This window comes from Microbacterium arborescens, assembly GCF_030369635.1.
Classification (GTDB): domain Bacteria; phylum Actinomycetota; class Actinomycetes; order Actinomycetales; family Microbacteriaceae; genus Microbacterium.
In genome coordinates this window covers 1,200,768-1,222,949 of record NZ_CP128474.1, presented here as the reverse complement: position 1 = coordinate 1,222,949, position 22,182 = coordinate 1,200,768, and the positions used below count along the sequence as shown (strand labels likewise).

The window sequence follows — 22,182 nt, the reverse complement described above, 5'->3', positions numbered from 1 at the left end:
TGTGTACCCTGCCAGACGCTTCCGGTACCGAAGGAGTTGCCGCCCATGAGCGCCGTCCAGTTCGAAGTCCCCGCTGTCGTTCCAGCCGACCCTGACGCGAACATCACCGATCTCCTCGTCGACCGGGTCGCTGCCACCCCGTCGCGAGCACTTTTCGCCGTCCCACACGACGGTGCATGGCGCGACATCGCCGCGGCCGAATTCCAACGCGAGGTCATCGCCCTGGCGAAGGGCCTCGTCGCCGCGGGTGTCGAGCCCGGCGACAAGGTCGCGTTCGTGGCCCGCACGACGTACGACTGGACGCTCGTCGACTTCGCGATCTTCTTCGCCGGAGCCGTCATGGTCCCCGTCTACGAGACGAGCTCGGCGTCGCAGATCGCCTGGATCCTCAGCGACTCGGGCGCGACGTTCGCGATCGCCGAGTCGGCCGACCACGCGGCCCGCATCGATGAGATCCGGTCGACCGTGCCCCTGGTCCGCGACGTGTGGGTCATGGCTTCGGGAGACCTCGACAAGCTGCGCTCGGGCGGAAGCGACGTGTCCGACGAGGAGATCGAGCGGCGCCGCAATCTCGCCGTCGGCTCGGACATCGCGACGCTCATCTACACCTCGGGATCGACCGGACGCCCCAAGGGCTGCGTCCTGACCCACAGTAACTTCGTCGAGCTCGCCCGCAACTCCGGCGAAGCGCTCAAAGAGGTTGTCAACCACCCCGGTGGCGCATCCACGCTGCTGTTCATCACGACGGCCCACGTGTTCGCCCGCTTCATCTCGATCCTCAACGTCCACGCGGGGGTCAAGACGGGGCATCAACCCGACACCAAGCAGCTGCTCCCCGCGCTCGGCACCTTCCAGCCGACCTTCCTGCTCGCCGTGCCGCGTGTGTTCGAGAAGGTCTACAACTCCGCGGAGCAGAAGGCCGAGGCGGGCGGCAAGGGCAAGATCTTCCGCGCCGCGGCGCAGGTCGCGATCGACCACTCCCGGCTGCAGCAGGAAGGCAAGAGCATCCCGCTCGTGACCAAGCTGAAGTTCCGACTGTTCGACAAGCTCGTGTACGGCAAGCTTCGCGCCGCCATGGGCGGCCGCGTCACGTACGCCGTCTCGGGATCCGCTCCCCTGGGTCCGCGCCTCGGACACTTCTTCCACAGCCTCGGTGTCACGATCCTCGAGGGGTACGGGCTGACCGAGACGACGGCACCCGCCACGGTGAACCTCGCGACGAAGTCCAAGATCGGCACCGTCGGTCCTGTCCTCCCCGGTGTCGGCGTGCGCCTCGGTGAGGACGGCGAGGTCGAGGTACGGGGCGTCAACGTGTTCGCCGAGTACTGGCGCAACCCCGAGGCCACCGAAGCGGCGTTCAACGACGGTTGGTTCAAGACGGGTGACATCGGGTCGTTCGACGACGAGGGCTTCCTCACGATCACGGGACGCAAGAAGGAGATCATCGTCACCGCCGGCGGCAAGAACGTCGCCCCGGCCGTGCTCGAGGATCCCATCCGCGCCAACCCGATCGTGGGCCAGGTCGTCGTCGTGGGCGATCAGAAGCCGTTCATCTCCGCGCTCGTGACGCTCGACCCGGAGATGCTGCCGACGTGGCTGACGAACAACGGCCTCTCGGGCGACATGACGATCGCAGAGGCTGCGAAAAACAGTCAGGTCCGCGCCGAGATCCAGCGAGCGATCGACGATGCCAACCGCAACGTCTCGCGAGCCGAATCGATCCGCAAGTTCACGATCCTCGACACCGAGTGGACGGAGGCGAGCGGCCATCTGACGCCGAAGATGAGCATCAAGCGCAACGTCATCCTCACCGACTTCTCGGACGAGATCTCGGAGATCTACGACGAGCCGGTCAAGACGAGCAACGTTCCGCTCGGATGATCGGATGACGCGAAAGGGGGCCCGGCTGGTAGATCATCAGCCGGGCCCCCTTCGTCGTGACGGGTCAGAACCAGGAAGACTCGCGCACCTCGCGCATCGCGATGCGCCGCTCGGCGGGCGAGAGCCGGTCGAGGTACAGGATGCCGTCGAGATGGTCGCACTCGTGCTGCAGCGCCTGGGCCATGAGACCTTCGCCCTCGAGGACGATCTCGTCACCGTCGAGGTCGATGCCCACCGCGCGCGCGTAGGGGTGGCGGAGCGTGTCGTGCCAGAGGTTCGGCACCGACAGGCAGCCTTCGCCGATCAGCGAGGGCTCACCGGAGACCTCGACCAGGCGCGGATTGAGGATGTAGCCGACGACCCCGTCGACGTTGTAGCTGAACGCGCGCAGCCCGACGCCGATCTGCGGCGCGGCCACGCCGGCGCGGCCGGGCAGTTCGACCGTGTCGAGGAGATCTTGGACGAGCGAGCGCACACCGTCGTCGATCGTCTCGATCGGGGCTGCCGTCGATTTGAGGACGGGGTCACCGAAGAACCGGATCGCACGGACCGTCATGTCAGGCCGCCGCCCCGAGTCGGAGCCCCTCGACGACGCTCGCTGCCAGCGTGCGCGCCGCCTCGCGGGTCGCCGGATCGAGATCGCGGAACGAGACCGCGCTTCCCGCCGCGAGGTGCGGGTCGTACGGCACGCGCAGCACGGAGCGCACCCGCGTGGCGAAGTGCGTCTCGAGTTCGTCCGCGCGCACCATGGGCGTTCCCGGTCGTGAGGTGTTGAGCACCACGACGGCGTTCTTCACCGCGTCGGCGAAACCGTTGGACTCGAGCCACGTCAGCGTCTCGGAAGCCAGCCGTGCCTCATCGACGGAGAGCCCGGCGACCACGACGATCTGGTCGGACATCCCGAGCGTCGCTCCCATGACGGAATGCACGATTCCGGTGCCGGTGTCGGTGAGGACGATCGAGTAGTAGTGCGCAGCGATCGCAGCGACATCCTCGTAGTCGTGGTCGCTGAAAGCTTCGGAGATGTGCGGGTCGGTGTCGGACGCGAGCACGTCGAGGCGGGTCTCGTCTCGCGCGACGATCGCGGAGAGATCGTTGAACCCGACCACCTCGCCCCGAGCACGCGCCAGGTCGCGCACGGTCTTGCCGCTCGTGCGGCCGATGCGATCGGCGAGCGTGCCGCGGTCGGGGTTGGCGTCGATCGCGATGACGCGGTCGTCGCGGGCGTCTGCGAGCGCCATCCCCAGCAGGGTGGTCACGGTCGTCTTCCCGACGCCGCCCTTACGCGAGAGCACGGGGACGAACTTCGCCCCACCCGCGAGCGGGGCCGAGATGCGGCGGTCGAGCTCTTTACGGGAGCGGGCCCGCTTGCTGTCGCCGAGGTTGATGCGATGGCCCGAGACGCTGTACACCAGGCGCTGCCAGCGCCCCTCGGGCTCGGCCCGAACGACCTGGGCCGGATCGAGAAGGCGCTCGGCGGTGAGCAGATCCGCTGTTTCGCGGCCCGGCTCGAGATCGCCCAGACGCCGCGACTGCAGCACGGGCTCTGCCTGACGCGTGACCTGGACCCGCTCGCTCGCGTGCCGGACCTGCTCGGCGACGTGGTGAGCCTGGCGGCGGGTGGTGGGCACGGATCCGGTGATCGGCGTCGAGGTCGGCACGACGGTCGCGACGACCACCCCGCCGTCGACGGCGTCGACGTCCTCAGGCGCGGCGGCGGCGTTCTCCACTGCGACGTCCGAGGCACCCGCAGCAGCATCCGGCGCATCCGCGACGACGTCGGCGATCGCCGCGTCGTCGGGTCCGGGCTCGGAGTCGTCCTCGTCCTCGATGGTGGCGGTCACGACCTCGCCGGCGGGCTCTGCGGCCCCCTCGTCGACGGAGGTGTCGCTGTCGACGTCATCGACGGCGTGATCGAATGACCCGTCTCCCGCGGTCTCGTCCGCCTCCGGGAGCCCGTGGTCCTCGAACTCGTGGTCTTCGACCTCGTCGTCTGCGAGCTCGTCGTCCGCATGGGGTTCGTCGCCCGACGCGTCGTCGACACTTCCCCCGTCCTCGGAGCCGCGGACATCGGCGTCGTACGACACCTCGGCAGCGTCATGCTGCTCGTCCTGGCCGCCGCCGAGCGGGATGTCGCCGGTCGTCAGCTGCTCGTCGCCGATCTCACCGTCGATGACGTCGTCGTCGTCGAGGTCGTCGTCAGCGACGGGAAGCGCGACGTCGACCTGCGCGGTGCCACCGACGATACCGATGGCCGTCGTGTGGATGCTCTCACTGTCGGCGAGGACCGCGGGATCGGTCTCGTCGGGCTGGTTCTCATTGCGCTCAGGCATGTTCTGCTGCATCCACTCCAAGGTCTCGAGCTCGCGCCCGACCCCTTAGGCTACCCGCCGGTCCGGACGACGACCAAAAGGTCCCCGGCCTCGACCGCGGCCGTCGGATCGACCACGAGCCGTTCGACGACGCCCGCCACGGGCGCTGTGATCGCCGCCTCCATCTTCATCGCCTCGATCGAGGCGACGGGTTCTCCCGCCTCGACGGCGTCGCCGACAGCCACCTTGAGCGTGACGACACCCGAGAACGGGGCGGCGACCTGGCCGGGAACCGACGTGTCGGCCTTCTCGGCCTGACGGGCCTCGACGCTGATGCTGCGGTCGCGGACGAACACCGGGCGCAGCTGACCGTTCAACGTCGCCATGACCGTGCGCATCCCCTTCTCGTCGGCCTCGCCGATGGCCTCGAGCCCGACGTACAGCTGCACGCCCTTCTCGATCTCGACGACGTGTTCGGCGCCGGGCACGAGGCCGTAGAGATAGTCGGCCGTGTCGAGCACGCTGAGGTCTCCGAAGGTGTCGCGCACCCGGTCGAACTCCTGCGTGGGCGTGGGGAACAGCAGCGAGTTCAACGTGCGTCGCCGTGTCGGCGAGTCCGCGTCGAGGGCCGCGGCCTGCGACGGTGAGAGCTCGGCGGCGGCGGGCCGCACGGTGCGCCCGGCGAGCACCTTCGACCGGAACGGTTCGGGCCATCCGCCCGGCAGGTCACCGAGCTCGCCGGCCATGAAGCCGACGACGGACTCCGGGATGTCGTATGCCCCGGGGTCGGCGGCGAAGGCGGCGGGATCCGCCTTGACGGCTGCGAGATGCAGGGCCAGATCGCCGACGACCTTCGACGACGGCGTGACCTTCGGAACCCGGCCGAGGATCTGGTTGGCCGCGGCGTACATGTCCTCGATGAGCTCGAAGTCGTCGGCGAGGCCGAGCGCGATGGCCTGCTGGCGAAGGTTCGACAGCTGGCCGCCCGGGATCTCGTGACGGTAGACGCGCCCGGTGGGGCCGGGAAGACCCGACTCGAACGGCCGGTACATGTGTCGTACCGCCTCCCAGTAGGGCTCGAGGTCCGACACGGCACCCAGGTCGAGCCCCGTGTCGCGCTCGGTGTGCGCGAGCGCGGCCACGAGAGCCGACAGCGACGGCTGGCTGGTCGTGCCGGCCATCGGCGCGGACGCTGCGTCGACGGCATCCGCTCCCGCGGCGCTCGCGGCCATCAGCGTGGCGAGCTGGCCGCCGGCGGTGTCGTGCGTGTGCACGTGGACCGGCAGATCGAAGCGTTCGCGCAGCGCGGAGACCAGGCGCGATGCTGCGGCGGGGCGCAGCAAGCCGGCCATGTCTTTGATGGCGAGGATGTGCGCACCGGCGTCGACGATCTCCTCGGCGAGACGCAGGTAGTAGTCGAGCGTGTAGAGGTCTTCGGCCGGGTCGAGCAGATCGCCCGTGTAGCAGAGCGCCACCTCCGCGATCGTCGTCCCGGTCGCGAGCACGGCGTCGATCGCCGGACGCATCTGCGCGACGTCGTTCAGCGCGTCGAAGATCCGGAAGATGTCGACGCCGGCGTCTGCGGCCTCACGGACGAAGGCTTGCGTGACCGCGGTCGGGTAGGGCGTGTACCCCACGGTGTTGCGACCGCGCAGCAGCATCTGCAGTGCCACGTTGGGCAAGGCTGCACGCAGCTTGTCGAGCCGCTCCCACGGGTCTTCTCCGAGGAAGCGCAGCGCGACGTCGTAGGTCGCGCCACCCCACGCCTCGACCGAGAGGAGCTGCGGGGTGAGACGGGCGACGGCGGGTGCGACCGCCACGAGGTCCTTCGTGCGCACCCGGGTCGCCAGGAGCGACTGGTGCGCGTCTCGGAAGGTCGTCTCGGTGACGGCGAGCGGCGTCTGGCGGCGCAGCGCCTCTGCGAACCCCGTCGGACCGAGTTCGAGCAGCCGCTGGCGCGAGCCGGCCTGCGGCGGCGCGGTCAGGTCGAGTCGCGGAAGCTTGCTCCGCGGCTCGACGCTCGTCGGGGCAGAACCGTGCGGACGGTTGACCGTGGTGTCTGCGAGCCATCCGAGGATCTTCGACCCGCGATCCTTCGACGTGCGCCCCTCGAGCAGTTCGGGGCGCTCGTCGATGAACGACGTGCTCAGGTCGCCGCGGGCGAAGGAGGGGTCATCGAGCACCTGCTGCAGGAACGGGATGTTGGTCGAGACGCCGCGGATGCGGAACTCGGCGAGGGCGCGGCGGGAACGCACGACCGCGGCGCCGAAGTCCCTGCCCCGGCACGTGAGCTTGGCGAGCATCGAGTCGAAGTGCGGGCTCACCTGAGAGCCGGCGGCGGTCGTGCCGCCGTCGAGACGGATGCCGGCTCCGCCCGGCGACCGGTACGTGGTGATCTTTCCCGTGTCGGGGCGGAACCCCTGTGCGGGGTCTTCGGTGGTGATGCGGCACTGCAGGGCGGCGCCGCGCAGCTGGATGCGGTCTTGAGTGAGGCCGAGCTGCGCCAGGGTCTCCCCCGCCGCGATCCGCATCTGCGACTGCACCAGGTCGACGTCGGTCACCTCCTCGGTGACGGTGTGCTCGACCTGGATACGAGGGTTCATCTCGATGAACACGATCTCGCCCGCGCGGGGCCCGTCGGTCTCGAGCAGGAACTCGACGGTCCCGGCGTTCACGTAGCCGATCGAGGTCGCGAAGGCGATCGCGTGCCGGTGGAGGGCGGAACGCGTCTCGTCGTCGAGGTTGGGGGCCGGCGCGATCTCGATGACCTTCTGGTGACGACGCTGCACCGAGCAGTCGCGCTCGAACAGGTGCACGGTCTCCCCCGTGGCATCGGCGAGCACCTGGACCTCGACGTGACGCGGACGGCGGACGGCCTGCTCCAAGAACACCCGGGCGTCGCCGAACGCGCTGCCGGCCTCGCGCATGGCCTCGGACAGGGCTGGGGCGAGCTCGTCGGGAGTGGCGACGCGCCGCATTCCCCGACCCCCACCGCCGGCGACGGCCTTGACGAAGATCGGGAAGCCGATGTCACCGGCCTGCGAGACCAGGACATCGATGTCGTCGGAGGCCTCCGTCGATCGCAGCACCGGAACGCCGGCGGCGACCGCATGGCTCTTGGCGGTGACCTTGTTGCCCGCCATCTCGAGCACGCGTGCGGACGGACCGATGAACGCGATGCCCGCGTCGGCGGCGCGTGCGGCGAGCTCGGGGTTCTCGGACAGGAACCCGTAGCCCGGGTAGATCGCGTCGGCTCCGCTCTCACGCGCGACCCTGATGATCTCGTCGACGTCGAGGTAGGCCCGTACGGGATGACCCTTGACGCCGATCTCGTAGGCTTCGTCGGCCTTCAGCCGGTGAAGCGAGTATCGGTCCTCGTGCGGATAGACGGCGACGGTACGCGCCCCCAGCTCGAAAGCGGCGCGGAAGGCGCGGATGGCTATCTCACCGCGATTCGCGACAAGGATCTTGCGGAACATGCTCACCTCGCTGGGCTGAGTCGCACGGCGACGGCGCCGCGCGGGGGCTCGAATACCCTCACAGCCTAGGGGACGGTAACGTAGAGCCTCGTGCACGTACTTTCCGTCAGCTCGCTCAAGGGCGGGGTCGGCAAGACCACGGTCACCTTGGGGCTCGCATCCGCCGCGTTCGCCCGCGGTGTCCGGACGTTGGTCGTCGATCTCGATCCGCAGTCCGACGTGTCGACGGGGATGGACATCCAGGTCGCCGGCCGTCTCAACGTCGCCGATGTCCTCGCCAACCCGAAGGAGAAGGTGGTCCGTCAGGCCATCACCTCGAGCGGGTGGGCGAAGGTGCATCCCGGCACCATCGACGTTCTGATCGGCAGCCCGTCGGCCATCAACTTCGACGGACCGCACCCCAGCGTGCGCGATGTCTGGAAGCTCGAAGAGGCGCTGGCCACCATCGAGGCCGACTACGACCTCGTCCTCATCGACTGCGCGCCCTCACTCAACGCCCTCACCCGTACGGCGTGGGCTGCGAGCGACCGCGTCATCGTCGTGACCGAGCCCGGCCTGTTCTCCGTCGCCGCGGCCGACCGAGCGCTGCGCGCGATCGAAGAGATCCGACGCGGTCTCTCCCCGCGCCTGCAGCCTCTCGGGATCGTGGTGAACCGTGTTCGCCCGCAGTCGATCGAGCACCAGTTCCGCATCAAAGAACTGCGCGACATGTTCGGCCCCCTGGTGCTCTCACCCCAGCTGCCCGAGCGCACCTCGCTGCAGCAGGCTCAAGGCGCGGCGAAGCCGCTGCACATCTGGCCGGGAGACTCCGCGCAGGAGCTCGCGTCCGATTTCGACGCGCTGCTCGACCGCGTGCTCCGGACGGGCCGTATCGCCGTCGCGGGCGAGGCCCCCACGGTCACACCGAGCTGAGCCGCCCGGACCCACACGAACGAAACCCCGGCTGCACCCAAGGTGCGCCGGGGTTCTGTGTACGGGGAGGTCTCAGGCGCTGCGCGCAGCGCGACGCGTCGCGAGCTCGTCGACGGGGTCCGGAGCCTGCGGGTCGAACTCGACGAGCGTCGACTCGACCTCGCGCAGCACCTTGCCGACCGCGATGCCGAACACGCCCTGCCCACGGCTGACGAGGTCGATGACCTCGTCGTTCGACGTGCAGAGGTACACCGAGGCGCCGTCGCTCATCAGCGTCGTCCCGGCGAGGTCGCGGATGCCCGCGGCGCGAAGCTGGTCGACGGCGACGCGGATCTGCTGCAGCGAGATGCCGGTGTCGAGCAGCCGCTTCACGAGCTTGAGGACGAGGATGTCGCGGAAGCCGTAGAGCCGCTGCGATCCCGAGCCACTGGCCCCGCGCACGGTCGGGACGACGAGTTCGGTCCGGGCCCAGTAGTCGAGCTGGCGGTAGGTGATGCCGGCGGCACGGGCGGCCTGCGCCCCGCGATATCCGGCTTCGTCGTCCATCTCGGGAAGACCGTCGGTGAAGAGGAGGTCGGTCGTGAACCGCATCTCGCCGAGCGAATCATGCGCGGTCATCTGGTCCTCCTGCCGGACGGTCGGGTTTCTTCCACGCTAGATGAGGGATGCCGCCGCGGCAACGACATCCGGTCAGAGCCCGCGGCGTGTCGCGCGGTGCTCACCGGACCAGTCGGTCGATCGCGGTCTGGACGAACGCGGAACGGACATCGTCGAGCCGACGCAACAGCTCGGGGGCGAGTTCGTGCGCACGCCCACGAGCCGATGAATCGGTGCGGCGCAGCAGCGGCGCGAGGGCCGTCTCGACGAGCGCCACGTCGCGTTCTGCCGCCTGTCGGACAGTGCGGAGGTGGCGCGGCCCGATCCCGTGGCGATCGAGCGCCACGAGCGTGCGCAACAGAACCAGCGCGCGCTCGTCGTAGGTGTCAGCGGCAGGCAGCAGCCCGGCAGAGACGGCGTCGCCGAGCAACGCCGGGGTGGCCTCGGCCTGGTCGATCAGCTCGTCGCGCCGGTAGCGCCGATGCTGAACGATGGATGCCGGCAACGCAGGAGGAGGACCCTCCGCCCCCGGGTCATCGAGGTACTCCCGAATGCGGGCCAGCGGCATGTAGTGGTCGCGCTGGAGTGTCAACGCGGTGCGCAGACGTTCGACATCGGCGGGTGAGAACTTCCGATACCCCGACCCGGTGCGGGTGGGGGTCACGATTCCCTGATCTTCGAGGTACCGCAGCTTGCTCGAACTCAGCGCCGGGAACTCCGGGCTGAGCCGGGCGAGGACCTGACCGATGCTCAGGTGACCCGCCGCCGTGGACCGGCCGCGGGCAGCGGGAGCCGCGCTCACGCGCCGGTCGCCGGAGCGCGATCGAGCGGTGAGACGAAGAAGTTCAGGCGGAACTTGCCGACGCGCAGTTCAGCCCCGTCGGAGAGCACGGCACGGTCCACACGCTCGCCGTTGACATAGGTGCCGTTGAGCGAGCGCTGGTCCACGATCTCGAAAGCCGACCCCGTGCGGGTGATCTCGGCGTGCCGACGCGAGACGGTGACGTCATCGAAGAAGATGTCGGCCTCGGGGTGGCGGCCGACGGTCGTCACGTCGGTGTCGAGCAGATACCGCGCGCCCGCGGTCGGGCCCGAACGCACCAGAAGCAGGGCCGCCCGCTCGGGCAACGCCTGGATCGCGTCGCGCTCCACAGCGGTGAGGTCAGCCCCGAACGGCACGAACGACAGGTCCAGGTCGTGCCCGAACGTCTGCGTCGTGTCCGAGGAACCGCTGTGCGGCGCGCGGTCGGGTCCGCGTCGGATGTCGTCGACGTCTCGATCCTTTTCGTCCACAGTGTCCTCCTCTTCCGGGCCAGCCTAACGGATCGGCGACGAGTCGCGAACGCGAATACCGGGCCCTCTCACCCCTTTCATATAGCCGAGGATTAGGCTCGGCACGATGTCTGCACGCACTCCTTCGCTTCGCACGCGCCTGCTCGTGGGTCTCGGCCTCGTGCTCGGCCTCGCTGCGGCTTCGCCCGCTTCGCCCGCTCTGGCACACGACGAATTGCTCGCCTCCGACCCTGCCGCGGATTCGACCGTCGCCGCGCTGCCCGACGAACTGACCCTCACCTTCAGCGGCGTACTCATCGACGAGGACGGCGTCAATGCGATCTCGGTGACCGATGCGGCCGGCACGGAGCTCGCCGAGGGCGCGCCGACGCTCGACGGGACGACGGCGACGCAGGCCCTCAGCGGAGACAGTCAGGGGCCCATCACGGTGCGCTGGCGCGTCGTCTCGAGCGACGGTCATCCGGTCTCCGGAGAGTTCTCGTTCGTCGCCGGCGACCCCGCTGCGGCGCCCACGGCGTCGACCGATGGAACCGCCGAGGCCGCACCCGCCGAAGGCCTGCCGGCGGTGTTCTGGATCGTCGTGTCGATCGTCGCGGTCGCCGGTGTCATCGCCCTCGTCGTCGCCCTGATCGCGGCGTCTCGGCGGCGCACCGAGGACTAGGCTGGGACCATGCCTCACTACAACGTCGTCATCCTCGGCGCGGGCCCCGGCGGGTATGTCGCAGCTGTCCGCGCTGCGCAGCTCGGACAGTCCGTCGCGATCATCGAAGAGAAGTACTGGGGAGGCGTCTGCCTCAACGTCGGCTGCATCCCCTCCAAGGCTCTGCTGAAGAACGCCGACCTCGCCCACACCTTCAAGCACAAGGCCGATCTCTTCGGCATCAGCGGAGATGTGAACTTCGACTTCGGCACCGCGTTCGACCGCAGCCGCAAGGTGGCCGAGACGCACGTCAAGGGCATCCACTTCTTGATGAAGAAGAACAAGGTCACCGAGTACGAGGGCCGCGGGTCGTTCCTCGACGCGAAGTCGATCCAGGTGACCAAGGCCGACGGCTCGCAGGAGACGGTGACGTTCGACAACGTCATCATCGCCACGGGCTCGACGGTGCGCCTGCTCCCCGGCGTGCAGCTGAGCGACAACGTCGTGACCTACGAGGAGCAGATCCTCACGCGCGACCTGCCGAACTCGATCGTCATCGTCGGCGCCGGCGCGATCGGCATGGAGTTCGCGTTCGTCATGTCGAACTACGGCGTGAAGGTCACCATCATCGAGTTCCTCGACCGCGCCCTCCCCAACGAGGACGTCGAGGTCTCGAAGGAGATCCAGAAGCAGTACAAGAAGTACGGCATCGACATCCTCACCTCGACCAAGGTCGAGCAGATCGTCGACTCGGGCGACAAGGTCACGGTCTCGTACTCGGCCAACGCCGACGGCGCGAAGGGTCAGATCGAGGCCGACAAGGTGCTCATGTCGATCGGCTTCGCTCCCCGTGTCGAGGGCTTCGGTCTCGAGAACACCGGTGTCAAGCTCACCGAGCGCGGCGCGATCGACATCGACGACTACATGCGCACCAACGTCGAGGGCATCTACGCGATCGGTGATGTCACCGCGAAGCTGCAGCTCGCGCATGTCGCCGAGGCGCAGGGCGTCGTGGCGGCCGAGACCATCGGTGGAGCCGAGACGCAGACGCTCGGCGACTACCGCAACATGCCGCGCGCGACGTTCTGCTCGCCGCAGGTCGCGTCGTTCGGTCTCACCGAGCAGCAGGCGCGCGACGCCGGCTACGACGTCAAGGTCGCGAAGTTCCCGTTCTCGGCCAACGGCAAGGCCAACGGTCTGGGCGAGCCCGTCGGCTTCGTCAAGCTCATCGCAGATGCCGAGCACCTCGAGCTCCTGGGCGGCCACCTCATCGGCCCCGACGTGTCGGAGCTTCTGCCCGAGCTCACCCTGGCGCAGAAGTGGGACCTCACCGCGCTCGAGGCAGCGCGCAACGTCCACACGCACCCCACGCTCTCGGAGGGCCTGCAGGAGGCCTTCCACGGTCTCGCGGGGCACATGATCAACCTCTGACGCTCGCGTCACGCAAAGACGAACGCACCGCTCGGCTCCGGCCGGCGGTGCGTTCGTCTTTGCGTGTCGGTGAGAACCCGGGAGGCTCAGCGTCCGAGGGCACGTCCGAGCTTGGATTCGGATGCCGCGGGCGCTCCCCCGGCCGAGGCGACCAGCTCATCGGCCGCGGCGAAGAGCGATGCGACGCCCTCCGCGCTGCGCGGCGCCGCAGGCCCGAGCTCGAGCTCCCACTCGCGCCAGGAGCTGACCCGCCCGGATCGCTCATCGGTCGCCGTCACCCGGTCGTCGACGAACTCCGCGACCATGTCACCCTCGGCATCGAGCAACGCGAACGCGGTGCGCGAGTTGCGGATGCGCGCGATGACCTCGAACGGCGGCTGCGCCACTTCGGCCAGCTCGGCGACGATCGCCTCGGGCACCTCGAGCGGAGCCGATTCGTCGGCGTCGTCGAGGGGCCAGTGCGTCTCGAGCTTGCCTTCCGGCGTCGAGCGCTTCACGTGCCAGCCGGCGTCGGGTCCGCCCGTGCGCCGTCGGAGCGCTGTCAACGCAGCGGCGAGCCGACCGTCGGCGGTGTCGAGATAGCGCGCGTCGAGCTCGCGGGGCTCGGCCTCGCCGACCGCCGCGACTCCCGGGAGTGCCGACCAGTCGGGAACGGCCGTGCCGTCGTCGACGTCGTACTTGCGCTCGACCTCGAGCGAGCTGCGAGGCTCAGTCGTCACTGGTGACGCGGTCGTCGCGCTCATCGGTCGAGGGGTCGATGTCGCCCTCGGCTTCGACGAAGTGGAACTCCGACGACGTCGGGCCGTCACCCTCGCCCGTGTTCTCGGGCTGGCCGGCGCGCTCGTAGACCACCTGGGTCTCGCTGTAGGGAAGGATGAGCCGGTCTGACGCGTCGTCGTCCAGCGGAAGGGTCTGCCCGTCGAGGGGACCACCGTGCAGTCGTGCAATAGCCATGTTCTGACCTCCTGGCTCCCGACGATACCCTCGCGGGCCGACCCGGCCGATACGCTTGCGCCATGCGTGCTCGGCGACTACGAAAGCACCCCCGGGCGTGAAACCGTTCGTGCTGCTCGCGACCCGCGCCGAGGACGTCCCCGCCGATGAAGAGTACGAGCTCTTCCTCCGTCACACGGGGCTCGAGCCTGCATCGCTCCGCCGCGTGCGCCTCGAGGCGGGCCCGATGCCGGAGATCGACCTCGACGACATCTCGGGCATCTTCGTCGGCGGCGGCCCGTTCAACGCGTCCGATCCGTGGGAGCAGAAATCCCTCGTGCAGCGCCGCGTCGAGGCGGAGTTCTCGAACCTGCTGGCACGGGTCATCGCGCACGACAGCCCGTTCCTCGGCGCCTGCTACGGCATCGGCACCGTGGGTGCGTTCCTCGGTGCCACGATCGACCGCCGGTTCGGCGAGCCGATCAGCGTCGTCGACGTCGAGCTGACGGACGCCGGGCGGCGCGATCCGCTCCTGGCCGGGATGCCGCCGACGTTCCCCGCGTTCGTCGGACACAAGGAAGCGATCTCGGCGCTCCCCTCACGCGCCGTGCTGCTCGCTTCCTCGGCCGGATGCCCGGTACAGATGTTCCGGGTGGGCGAGAACGTCTACGCGACGCAGTTCCACCCCGAGCTCGACCTCGAGGGCATCACGACCCGCATCCACGCCTACGCCGGCTACGGATACTTCGCTCCCGACGAGCTCGACCTGACGCTCTCCGCGGTGCGCCGCAGCCCGGTCACGCACACGGGTTCGATCCTCAGCGCGTTCGTCGAGCGCTACGCGCGGTAGATCAGGCGCCCGCTTTCGCGCGCTCCTCGGCCTCGAGCTCGCGGGCCTTGTCGAGCTCGCGGGCGGCGGCGGAGACGGCATCCTCGGCACGCTGCACGCGACGCTGCAGGAACGTCGTGGCACCGAAGCGCGACCGGACGCGGTCCTCCTCTTCGCGCACACCCGTGACGATGTACGCCGTGGCGATGAGGATGACCTGCGACGACAGGTTGAGCCACAGCAGCAGCGCGATGAGCGAGGCGAATGACGCCAGCAACGGGTTCGAGGTCGCTCCACCGACGAACAGTCCCGACAGCTGCTGCAGCACCGTCAGCCCGGCGGCACCGAGGAGTGCGCCGCTCCAGAGCGCGCGCTTGCGCACCTTCACGCCGGAGAGCACTCGGAACAGAACCGCCACGACGACGGCGTCGAGTGCGAATACCACCACCAACGAGACCGCCCAACCGGCGAACTGCACGAGCGGGTTCTCGTCGGAGAAGCCGAGAAGATCTGCGAGCAGTCCGACTCCAGCCGTCCCGAGGATCGTCACAGCGGCTGCCGCGACGAGTGCACCGCCCATACCGATCGCGAGTGCGAGGTTGCGCAACATCACCCAGATGAACAGAACGTCGTCGGTCAGCTCATCCGCGATCGCACGCATCGCGGTGCGGAGCGATCCGATCGCGCCGATGGCTGCACCGAGCAGACCGACGGTTGCGATGGCTCCCGCGATCGACAGTCCTGCGGGAGCCGTGATGCTGTCGAGCTTGATCAGGCCGTCTTCCCCGACGAGCCCCGGGATCACGCCGTTGACGGCGTCGATGAGGGCCTGCCAAGCGACGGGATCGCCGGCGAGCCAGAGCGCCGCGACCGAGAACCCCAGAAGGACACCGGCGAAGACGCTGAACAGGGTGCGGTACGTGACGCTGTCGGCGAGAACCGGTCCGCGGTGCTCGCTGTACAGCAGGAACGCGCGCACCGGCTTGCGCTGCAGCGCCCACGCGATCGAGCGGGAGACGAAGGTGGACTCGGCCATGCCGCCACGATAGCGCGGCGCTCGCCCCGGCCCCCGTGCCCTTGACAGGCCTCATGTCCCGGCCCAGACGCCCCCTGCCACCGCCCATGCGCCCAGGAGCATGAAGGGCCCGAATGGGATCCGCGTGCGCCGACCGCTGCGCCCGGCGACGATCATGGTGACGGCGACGAGGCCGCCCGCCACGAACCCGAGCGCGGTCGCGAGCAGCGGAGCCTGCCAGCCGAGCGGCCCCAGGAAGAGCCCGATGGCCGCAGCGAGCTTGACGTCTCCCCCGCCCATCCCGCCTCCGCCGCGATGCAGGAGGTAGTACAGGACGAACAGCACCGCCCCCGCGACGACCGCTTCGACGATCGGCCGGATCGAACCCCGTTCGATGGCGGATAGCACCGCGATGCCCGCAGCCGCGCCGGCCAATGCGATGACGAGCCGGTTCGGCAGCCGATGCGTCGCGATATCGATGACCGTGAGCGCGATGCTCAGCGCTGCGCAGACAGCCACCAGCACGATCGTCGCCGACGACAGCGGGGTCACGCGTCGAGGACCTCGAGCATCACCCGGACGATGCCGTCGGATCCGATGGACTCGGCGCGACGGATCGCCTGCTTCAGCGGCAGGACGTAACCGCCGCGCGCGGCATCCGGGAAGATCGACGTCTGCCACGTCGACCCGCCGATCGTCGCACGCACCCGTACGGATCCGAACCCCCGTGGCATCCGCGGGATCTCGCGGATATCGGCACTGGGCTCGTCGGGCACGGCCGCGAAGTACCACGCCTGGGTGCGGGCCTCCCAGCGGAAGACCTCCGCGTCGAACTCCATCTTCACGCGATCAGCGTAGGCCGTCTCGCGCGCACGGTGTCGCGGGTGTCCACAGGCGCGCCACGGCTACGGCTGGATCATGACCGGGGTCCCGGGCGGCAGCTGGGCGAGGCGGTCGACCGCAGGCCCGTCGAGGTATATGCAGCCGAACGAGGTGTCGCCCTCGCGCATCCGGTAGTAGTGGAAGGCCGTCACGGCGACGTCTCCCCCGTCGAATCCCGCCATCACGGGTGACTGCACCCCCAGATAGACCATCGGATGCCCCTGGGTGTACCGGAACTCCGGGACCACCGTGGTCCACATGACGAAGGTCCGCCCGGTCGGGGTCGGCGTCGACGGCTTTCCCCACGCGAACTGGTCCGACACGCGTTCACGTCCGGTCGCGCTGACGATGTCGATGGTGTTCGCCGCGAGATGCACCTCGACGTACTGGGCGGTCGTGGTCAACTCGACGTCGGCGGCGCGCAGCCACCCCACGGTCTGACCACCGTTCCCCTCGGGAGGCACGCCCTGTCGGCCGGGCAAGAGCACCTTCACCCAGTCGGTCTGCGCTTGCACGACGGGCACCGTCGTACCTCCGTAGTGGTGGTCGCGCGGGAGCTGACCGACGGGCTGGGCCGTGGGGTCGGCGAACACCGGAGCACCCGCGCCCAGCGGTCGCGCGAGCAACGAGGTCACCGACCCCATCGGATCATCGTCGACGGGCACCGCCGAGTTCACCGAACGCACGTCGATCAACGGGAGCGTCGAGATGTCGTACGCGTTGTCGTTGCGGGCATAGGGCGCCGGCGCGGCATCCGCCGCTCGCTCCGCGGACGGCGTCGACGGCGTCGCGTCCGAGACGACGGCGGCCGGGGTGTCCGAGCCACGGAGGGCCGCCAGGTCGCGAAGCGGGGCGAGCGCCCAGAAGGCCGATACCGCGAGGGCCCCGACCGCGACCACGGCCACGAAGGCTGCGGGATGCGGTCGTCGGGTCATACGCCCATGCTCGGCCGCGCGCGGCCGCAACGCAAGAGAGGGACGCCGGTCACCACTGGGGGTGGATGTCGGCCCGCAGCAGCTCGTCGTAGACGTCGACGACCGCGTCGGCGAAAGCCGTCAGATCGGCGCCGTCGTCGAGGAGGTCCCCCGCAGCAGCGTTGGCTCGTGCCTGCTCGGTCGTGCGGGCTCCCGGGATGACGCTCGTGACGCCCGGCCGCGAGGCGATCCACGCCAGCGTCGCCGCCGGCAGGGTGACGCCCTCGGGAAGAGCGGCCGCGAGCCTGCGCGCGGCCGCCAGGCCGGTCTCGAAGTCCACGCCGGAGAAGGTCTCGCCGCGGTCGAAGGCCTCGCCGTTGCGGTTGTAGGAACGGTGGTCGTCAGCTGCGAACTCGGTCTTCTCGGTGTAACGACCGCTCAGCAGGCCCGACGCCAGGGGGACGCGCGCGAAGATCGCGACGCCGGCCGCTTCAGCCGCCGGGAGCACCTCGTCGAGCGGCTTCAGCCGGAAGGGATTGACGATGATCTGGACGTTCGAGACGTTCGGCCGCGCGATCGCCGCGAGCGCCTGCGCGGTGGTCTCGACCGAGACTCCGTAGGCCGCGATCGCCCCGTCGGCAACGAGCTCGTCGAGCGCGTCGTACGTCTCGTCGGATTCGATGACGGCTGAGGGCGGGCAGTGCAGCTGCACGAGGTCGAGGGTGTCGACACCCAGGTTGCGGCGCGACCGATCGGTCCAGGCACGGAAGTTCTCGCGCGTGTAGTTCTCGGGCAGCTGCGCCTCACGCCGGCCCATCTTGGTGGCCACGGTGATCCCATGCCCGGGACGAGCGGCGAGGAACCGGCCGATGGTGCTCTCGCTGCGTCCATCGCCGTAGACGTCGGCGGTGTCGAAGAGCGTGACGCCGGCGTCGGCCGACGCGGCCAGGACGGCCAGAGCCTGGTCGTCGTCGACCTCGCCCCAATCCGCGCCGAGCTGCCAGGTGCCCAGGCCGATGGCCGACACGGAACGGGAGGTCGAAGCGAGGCTGCGCTGCTGCATGGCTACAGCGTAGGCGTAGGGCCGGACCTCTCGGTCCGGCCCTGCGCCCCGTGGCTCGTGGTCAGGCGCCGTGCGCCGCCTTCGCCTTGCCGGTGCTCTTCTTGCCCGGCGCTACCGGCGCGTCCGTGCCCGTGGGTGTCACCGTGAGGGCGTCGGCGGCGACGACGGCCGCGGCGCGGGTGGCGCGCACCTCGGCGAACGAGGTGCCGTAGTACGCGGCCTCCATGAGCGTCTTCATGTCGTCGATCATCGGCATCCGGGGGTTCGCCGGCGCGCACTGGTCCTCGTACGCGGCCATCGCGAGGCTGTGCAGGTTGTCCAGGAAGCGGGCCTCGTCGACCCCCTGCGCCTGGAACGACCGCTCGATGCCGACGCGGTCGCGCAGCTCCTCCACGGCGCGCGCGTAGCTCTCGACCCCCTCTTCCGGCGTCGCGGCGGGGAGCCCGAGGTGCTGCGCGATCTGCTGGAACCGTTCGGGCGCGATATAGCGCTCGTACTTGGGCCAGCTCGTGAGCTTCGTCGGGACCGTGCCGTTGTACCGGATGACGTGGGGCAGGTAGACGGCGTTGGTCCGCCCGTGCACCAGCTTGTACGTCGCACCGGTCACATGGGCCATGGCGTGCACGATCCCCAGGAACGCGTTGCCGAACGCCATGCCCGAGATGGATGCGGCGTTGTGCATCTTCTCTCGAGCCTTCCGGTCGGCGCTGTCCGTCGAACCCGGACGGGCGTTCGTGCTGCGCTCGATGTTCTCGAAGATCAGCTTGATCGCGTGGAGGCACAGCCCGTCGGTGTAGTCGTTCGCGTACACCGACACGTAGGCCTCGGTTGCGTGGGTCAGCGCGTCGAAGCCGGCGTCGGCCACGAGGAATCCGGGCAGCACGCGCGTGAGCTCGGGGTCGATGATGGCGACCGACGGCGTCAGCGCGTAGTCGGCCAGCGGGTACTTCATCCCCGTGACGTCGTCGGTGATCACCGCGAACGGAGTCATCTCCGAGCCGGTGCCCGATGTGGTGGGAACGCAGACGAGCTTGGCCTTCTTGCCCATCTCGGGAAAGGTGAAGGCGCGCTTGCGGACATCGAAGAACTTCTCGCGCATGTCGGAGAACTCGATCTCGGGGTTCTCGTACAGCAGCCACATGACCTTGGCGGCATCCATAGGTGAGCCGCCGCCGAGCGCGATGATCGTGTCGGGCTGGAACTGGCGCAGCTGTGCGGCGCCCGCGACGACCTCCGACACCTTCGGCTCGGGACGCACCTGGTTCAGCAGCTGCACCTGCACACGGTTCTCGCGACGGTTCAGGACATCGGTGATGCGGTCCACGTAGCCGAGCGAGGTCATCGTCTCGTCGGTGATGATGCTGACGCGCTCGACGCCTCTCATGTCGGCGAGATACCGGATCGCGTGCGGCTCGAAGTACGTCTTCGCCGGGATCTTGAACCATTGCAGGTTGTTGTTGCGCCGACCGACGCGCTTGACGTTCACGAGGTTCACCGCCGAGACGTTGTTGGATACGGAGTTGTGCCCGTACGAACCGCACCCGAGGGTCAGCGAGGGCAGGAAGGCGTTGTAGATGTCGCCGATGCCGCCCAGGGCGGACGGCGAGTTCTCGATGATGCGGACCGCTTTGACGACCTCGGCGAAACGAGCGACGACCTCGGCGTCGTTCGAGTGGATGGCGCCGGAGTGGCCGAGTCCGTCGAAGGCCACCATCTGCCGCGCGAGCTCGATGCCCTCCTCGGGGGTCGCGGCGCGCAGCACCGCCAGGACCGGGGCGAGCTTCTCACGGGTCAGCGGTTCGTGCGGACCGACTCCCGCGACATCGGCGAGGAGGATCGAGGTGTCCGCAGGCACCGCGAAGCCCGCCTGTTCGGCGATCCAGACCGGCGACTGGCCCACCACGCGCGCGTTGAGCTTCGCCTCGCCGCAGTTCGCGCTGTCGGCGGTGACGCCGAAGATGAACTCCTCGAGCATCGCCTTCTCTGCGGCGCTCACCCGGTACGCGTGCAGGCGGGCGAACTCCGCCAGCGCCTCGTCGGCGACGGGCTCGTCGAGGATGACCGCCTGCTCGCTGGCGCAGACCATGCCCATGTCGAACGACTTCGACAGCACGATGTCGTTGACGGCCCGGCCGACGTCGGCGGTGCGCTCGATGAACGCGGGCACGTTGCCGGCGCCGACGCCGAGCGCCGGCTTTCCGCACGAGTACGCGGCACGCACCATGGCGTTGCCGCCGGTGGCGAGGATGAGAGCGACGCCCGGGTGGTTCATGAGCTCGCCGGATGCCTCCATCGAGGGCTCGTCGATCCACTGGATGCAGTCAGCGGGCGCGCCGGCGGCCACCGCGGCGTCTCGGACGATGCGAGCGGCTTCAGACGAGCAGCGCTGCGCCGACGGGTGGAATCCGAAGACGATGGGATTGCGGGTCTTGAGCGCGATGAGCGACTTGAAGATCGCGGTCGAGGTCGGGTTGGTGACCGGCGTCAGCGCGCAGATCACCCCGACGGGATCGGCGATCTCGGTGATCCCGGTGAGCTCGTCGTGCGCGATGACGCCGACGGTCTTCTGGTCGATGATCGAGTGCGTGACGTGTTCGCACGCGAACATGTTCTTGACGGCCTTGTCCTCGAACAGGCCGCGCCCGGTCTCCTCGACCGCCATGACGGCGAGGTCGCCGTGATGGTGCAGCGCCGCGACCGACGCCTTGCGGACGATGTGGTCGATCTGTTCCTGGGTGAAATGCGCGTACTCGTCGAGGGCACGCTGTGCCCGGGTGACGAGGGCGTCGACGGCGATGGACATCGTGAGCCTTCCCGGCGCGGAAGGTGTCCGCGTCTGTGTCCGAATCCGGGATGAGGGACCTCGACCCCGTGTCCCCAGTGTGGTCGTTGTGGTCTGACCACATCGTGTGCCCTGGCCGGAACAAATCAAGACGATGGTTTTCACGCTTCTCGTCCCGCTCCGCGCTCCCCGGCGCCGGGCAGACTGGGCCCGTGCCGCACCTCCCGGTCTACTTCTTCTCTTCGACCTCGAACCTGATCCGCCGCTTCGCGCAGCACCTCCACGCCACGGACGGCCGCCCGTTGCTCGATCTGTCCGATCGAGCGGTGCGATCGAGCGAGGCACCCGGCCCGTGGATTCTGCTCACACCCTCGTACAAGGCCGGCAACGACGCGCACGCGACACTGCCGGCCGCCGTCCGCGTCTTCTTGCGTTCACCCGTGAACCGCCGGCGCCTCGTCGGGATCATCGGGTCGGGCAACCGCAACTTCGGCGACCACTACCAGGCGGCGGCGCGCGAGCTCGGGCGCGTATCGGGACGGCCGGTCGTGTTCGAGTTCGAACTCGCCGGCACGCCGGAGGACGTCGCCGCGTGCGCTCGGATCCTCGCGGCTTTCGACGCGCGCTTCGCGAGCGGCCCCGGAGCGCACCAGGAGTGAGTCGGATTGCGTCATTCGACGACATTGCGCGACGGATCGCCCCACAGCCGCCGGAAATCGCGTAGCATTCGAGAGTCGGTGCGTCACGGCGCGCCTCTCCGTCGGTTCACTCCGACGTGCACTTCGTTTCATTCCGCCGTCGATCTCATGCACCCGGGCCATGCTCTCGGCCCCGTGACCGCACCTATCTGGTCCGGTCACCACCACCGGCGAGTGTCTGCTCGCCCCCACACACTCCGCAGCGGCTCAGCCGCAGCGGTATCCGGATCATCACAGCGGTGGTCCCAGAACACAGAAGGAAAATGACGACATGGCCACTGGCACCGTCAAATGGTTCAACTCGGAGAAGGGGTTCGGCTTCATCGCTCCGGACGACGGCACCGCGGACGTGTTCGCGCACTTCAGCGCCATCTCCGGCACTGGACACCGCAACCTGTTCGAGAACCAGAAGGTCGAGTTCGACGTGGAGCAGGGCCAGAAGGGCCTGCAGGCGACGAACATCCGCGCTCTCTGAGCGTTCGACGCAGTGAAGGGGTCGGCCCGATCGGGCCGGCCCCTTC

21 protein-coding genes are annotated in these 22,182 nt (G+C 69.1%); 7 read left to right on the top strand and 14 right to left on the bottom strand.

The window, feature by feature from the left end:
* The first annotated feature begins 45 nt into the window (after positions 1–45).
* Positions 46–1,881: an AMP-dependent synthetase/ligase gene (locus QUC20_RS05755; RefSeq protein WP_289331221.1), complete on the top strand. Its 1,836-nt coding sequence runs from the start codon at positions 46–48 to the stop codon at positions 1,879–1,881.
* Between the two features lie 64 nt (positions 1,882–1,945).
* Here the strand turns inward: QUC20_RS05755 and def are convergent, their stop codons facing one another.
* From def to QUC20_RS05740, 3 genes are read right to left on the bottom strand one after another with little or no spacing between them, the layout of a single operon-like run.
* Complete coding sequence (gene def / locus QUC20_RS05750; RefSeq protein ID WP_289331220.1) at positions 1,946–2,437, bottom strand: peptide deformylase; 492 nt, start codon at positions 2,435–2,437, stop codon at positions 1,946–1,948.
* Between the two features lies 1 nt (position 2,438).
* Positions 2,439–4,214: a MinD/ParA family ATP-binding protein gene (locus QUC20_RS05745; RefSeq protein ID WP_289331219.1), complete on the bottom strand. Its 1,776-nt coding sequence runs from the start codon at positions 4,212–4,214 to the stop codon at positions 2,439–2,441.
* Between the two features lie 50 nt (positions 4,215–4,264).
* A complete protein-coding gene (locus QUC20_RS05740; protein ID WP_289331218.1) occupies positions 4,265–7,672 on the bottom strand; it encodes a pyruvate carboxylase in 3,408 nt (1,135 codons plus the stop codon).
* A 90-nt stretch (positions 7,673–7,762) separates the two neighbouring features.
* On the opposite strand from QUC20_RS05740, the gene QUC20_RS05735 reads away from it, so the two are divergent.
* Positions 7,763–8,584, top strand: coding sequence for a ParA family protein (locus QUC20_RS05735; RefSeq protein ID WP_120262993.1), 822 nt, complete (start codon positions 7,763–7,765; stop codon positions 8,582–8,584).
* A gap of 72 nt (positions 8,585–8,656) precedes the next feature.
* Here QUC20_RS05735 and QUC20_RS05730 read toward each other — a convergent pair whose 3' ends face one another.
* The 3 genes from QUC20_RS05730 to QUC20_RS05720 form a co-directional block, all read right to left on the bottom strand.
* The gene (locus QUC20_RS05730) at positions 8,657–9,202 is read right to left on the bottom strand and encodes a MerR family transcriptional regulator (RefSeq protein ID WP_120262994.1); all 546 of its coding nucleotides are present in this window, start codon (positions 9,200–9,202) and stop codon (positions 8,657–8,659) included.
* A 100-nt stretch (positions 9,203–9,302) separates the two neighbouring features.
* A complete protein-coding gene (gene ftsR / locus QUC20_RS05725) occupies positions 9,303–9,983 on the bottom strand; it encodes a transcriptional regulator FtsR (protein WP_183045276.1) in 681 nt (226 codons plus the stop codon).
* On the bottom strand, positions 9,980–10,474 hold the full coding sequence (locus QUC20_RS05720; RefSeq protein WP_023951596.1) for an FHA domain-containing protein: 495 nt from the start codon (positions 10,472–10,474) through the stop codon (positions 9,980–9,982). Before QUC20_RS05720 ends, ftsR begins: the two co-directional genes overlap by 4 nt.
* Positions 10,475–10,580: 106 nt before the next feature.
* On the opposite strand from QUC20_RS05720, the gene QUC20_RS05715 reads away from it, so the two are divergent.
* Together QUC20_RS05715 and lpdA are read left to right on the top strand one after the other, a co-directional pair.
* Positions 10,581–11,135, top strand: coding sequence for a copper resistance protein CopC (locus QUC20_RS05715; RefSeq protein ID WP_120262995.1), 555 nt, complete (start codon positions 10,581–10,583; stop codon positions 11,133–11,135).
* A gap of 9 nt (positions 11,136–11,144) precedes the next feature.
* A complete protein-coding gene (lpdA, locus tag QUC20_RS05710; protein ID WP_120262996.1) occupies positions 11,145–12,545 on the top strand; it encodes a dihydrolipoyl dehydrogenase in 1,401 nt (466 codons plus the stop codon).
* Positions 12,546–12,631: 86 nt separating this feature from the next.
* Here the strand turns inward: lpdA and QUC20_RS05705 are convergent, their stop codons facing one another.
* Positions 12,632–13,264, bottom strand: a complete 633-nt coding sequence (locus tag QUC20_RS05705) for a CYTH domain-containing protein (RefSeq protein ID WP_289331217.1) — start codon at positions 13,262–13,264, stop codon at positions 12,632–12,634.
* Positions 13,254–13,499, bottom strand: a complete 246-nt coding sequence (locus QUC20_RS05700) for a response regulator (protein ID WP_120262998.1) — start codon at positions 13,497–13,499, stop codon at positions 13,254–13,256. Before QUC20_RS05700 ends, QUC20_RS05705 begins: the two co-directional genes overlap by 11 nt.
* Positions 13,500–13,596: 97 nt before the next feature.
* Between QUC20_RS05700 and QUC20_RS05695 the strand changes: the two genes are divergently transcribed.
* Complete coding sequence (locus QUC20_RS05695) at positions 13,597–14,328, top strand: glutamine amidotransferase (RefSeq protein ID WP_120262999.1); 732 nt, start codon at positions 13,597–13,599, stop codon at positions 14,326–14,328.
* A 1-nt stretch (position 14,329) separates the two neighbouring features.
* On the opposite strand, the gene QUC20_RS05690 is transcribed toward QUC20_RS05695, so the two are convergent.
* The 6 genes from QUC20_RS05690 to adhE form a co-directional block, all read right to left on the bottom strand.
* Positions 14,330–15,343, bottom strand: a complete 1,014-nt coding sequence (locus QUC20_RS05690) for a YihY/virulence factor BrkB family protein (protein ID WP_289331216.1) — start codon at positions 15,341–15,343, stop codon at positions 14,330–14,332.
* 51 nt (positions 15,344–15,394) lie between these two features.
* Positions 15,395–15,874 carry a prepilin peptidase gene (locus tag QUC20_RS05685; RefSeq protein WP_289331215.1) on the bottom strand — a complete coding sequence of 160 codons (480 nt, stop codon included), beginning with the start codon at positions 15,872–15,874 and terminating at the stop codon, positions 15,395–15,397.
* Complete coding sequence (locus QUC20_RS05680; protein ID WP_353105728.1) at positions 15,871–16,161, bottom strand: DUF1905 domain-containing protein; 291 nt, start codon at positions 16,159–16,161, stop codon at positions 15,871–15,873. Before QUC20_RS05680 ends, QUC20_RS05685 begins: the two co-directional genes overlap by 4 nt.
* Before the next feature lie 66 nt (positions 16,162–16,227).
* The gene (locus QUC20_RS05675; RefSeq protein ID WP_289331213.1) at positions 16,228–17,139 is read right to left on the bottom strand and encodes a L,D-transpeptidase; all 912 of its coding nucleotides are present in this window, start codon (positions 17,137–17,139) and stop codon (positions 16,228–16,230) included.
* Between the two features lie 49 nt (positions 17,140–17,188).
* A complete protein-coding gene (locus QUC20_RS05670) occupies positions 17,189–18,181 on the bottom strand; it encodes an aldo/keto reductase (protein WP_120263003.1) in 993 nt (330 codons plus the stop codon).
* Positions 18,182–18,242: 61 nt separating this feature from the next.
* The gene (gene adhE / locus QUC20_RS05665) at positions 18,243–20,984 is read right to left on the bottom strand and encodes a bifunctional acetaldehyde-CoA/alcohol dehydrogenase (RefSeq protein ID WP_289331212.1); all 2,742 of its coding nucleotides are present in this window, start codon (positions 20,982–20,984) and stop codon (positions 18,243–18,245) included.
* Between the two features lie 191 nt (positions 20,985–21,175).
* Here adhE and nrdI point away from each other — a divergent pair, with 191 nt between their 5' ends.
* Complete coding sequence (gene nrdI, locus QUC20_RS05660) at positions 21,176–21,622, top strand: class Ib ribonucleoside-diphosphate reductase assembly flavoprotein NrdI (RefSeq protein WP_289331211.1); 447 nt, start codon at positions 21,176–21,178, stop codon at positions 21,620–21,622.
* Between the two features lie 310 nt (positions 21,623–21,932).
* Positions 21,933–22,136, top strand: a complete 204-nt coding sequence (locus tag QUC20_RS05655) for a cold-shock protein (protein ID WP_091499607.1) — start codon at positions 21,933–21,935, stop codon at positions 22,134–22,136.
* The last annotated feature ends 46 nt before the right edge of the window (positions 22,137–22,182 follow it).

What these genes read in the sequence shown, in the direction of transcription:
- QUC20_RS05675 (WP_289331213.1), bottom strand. Translation starts at nt 17,139, where the DNA reads ATGACCCGACGACCGCATCCCGCAGCCTTCGTGGCCGTGGTCGCGGTC.
- def (WP_289331220.1), bottom strand. Translation starts at nt 2,437, where the DNA reads ATGACGGTCCGTGCGATCCGGTTCTTCGGTGACCCCGTCCTCAAATCG.
- adhE (WP_289331212.1), bottom strand. Translation starts at nt 20,984, where the DNA reads ATGTCCATCGCCGTCGACGCCCTCGTCACCCGGGCACAGCGTGCCCTC.
- QUC20_RS05745 (WP_289331219.1), bottom strand. Translation starts at nt 4,214, where the DNA reads ATGCCTGAGCGCAATGAGAACCAGCCCGACGAGACCGATCCCGCGGTC.
- QUC20_RS05670 (WP_120263003.1), bottom strand. Translation starts at nt 18,181, where the DNA reads ATGCAGCAGCGCAGCCTCGCTTCGACCTCCCGTTCCGTGTCGGCCATC.
- QUC20_RS05755 (WP_289331221.1), top strand. Translation starts at nt 46, where the DNA reads ATGAGCGCCGTCCAGTTCGAAGTCCCCGCTGTCGTTCCAGCCGACCCT.
- QUC20_RS05730 (WP_120262994.1), bottom strand. Translation starts at nt 9,202, where the DNA reads ATGACCGCGCATGATTCGCTCGGCGAGATGCGGTTCACGACCGACCTC.
- QUC20_RS05690 (WP_289331216.1), bottom strand. Translation starts at nt 15,343, where the DNA reads ATGGCCGAGTCCACCTTCGTCTCCCGCTCGATCGCGTGGGCGCTGCAG.
- QUC20_RS05715 (WP_120262995.1), top strand. Translation starts at nt 10,581, where the DNA reads ATGTCTGCACGCACTCCTTCGCTTCGCACGCGCCTGCTCGTGGGTCTC.
- QUC20_RS05740 (WP_289331218.1), bottom strand. Translation starts at nt 7,672, where the DNA reads ATGTTCCGCAAGATCCTTGTCGCGAATCGCGGTGAGATAGCCATCCGC.
- QUC20_RS05655 (WP_091499607.1), top strand. Translation starts at nt 21,933, where the DNA reads ATGGCCACTGGCACCGTCAAATGGTTCAACTCGGAGAAGGGGTTCGGC.
- QUC20_RS05680 (WP_353105728.1), bottom strand. Translation starts at nt 16,161, where the DNA reads ATGGAGTTCGACGCGGAGGTCTTCCGCTGGGAGGCCCGCACCCAGGCG.
- lpdA (WP_120262996.1), top strand. Translation starts at nt 11,145, where the DNA reads ATGCCTCACTACAACGTCGTCATCCTCGGCGCGGGCCCCGGCGGGTAT.
- QUC20_RS05700 (WP_120262998.1), bottom strand. Translation starts at nt 13,499, where the DNA reads ATGGCTATTGCACGACTGCACGGTGGTCCCCTCGACGGGCAGACCCTT.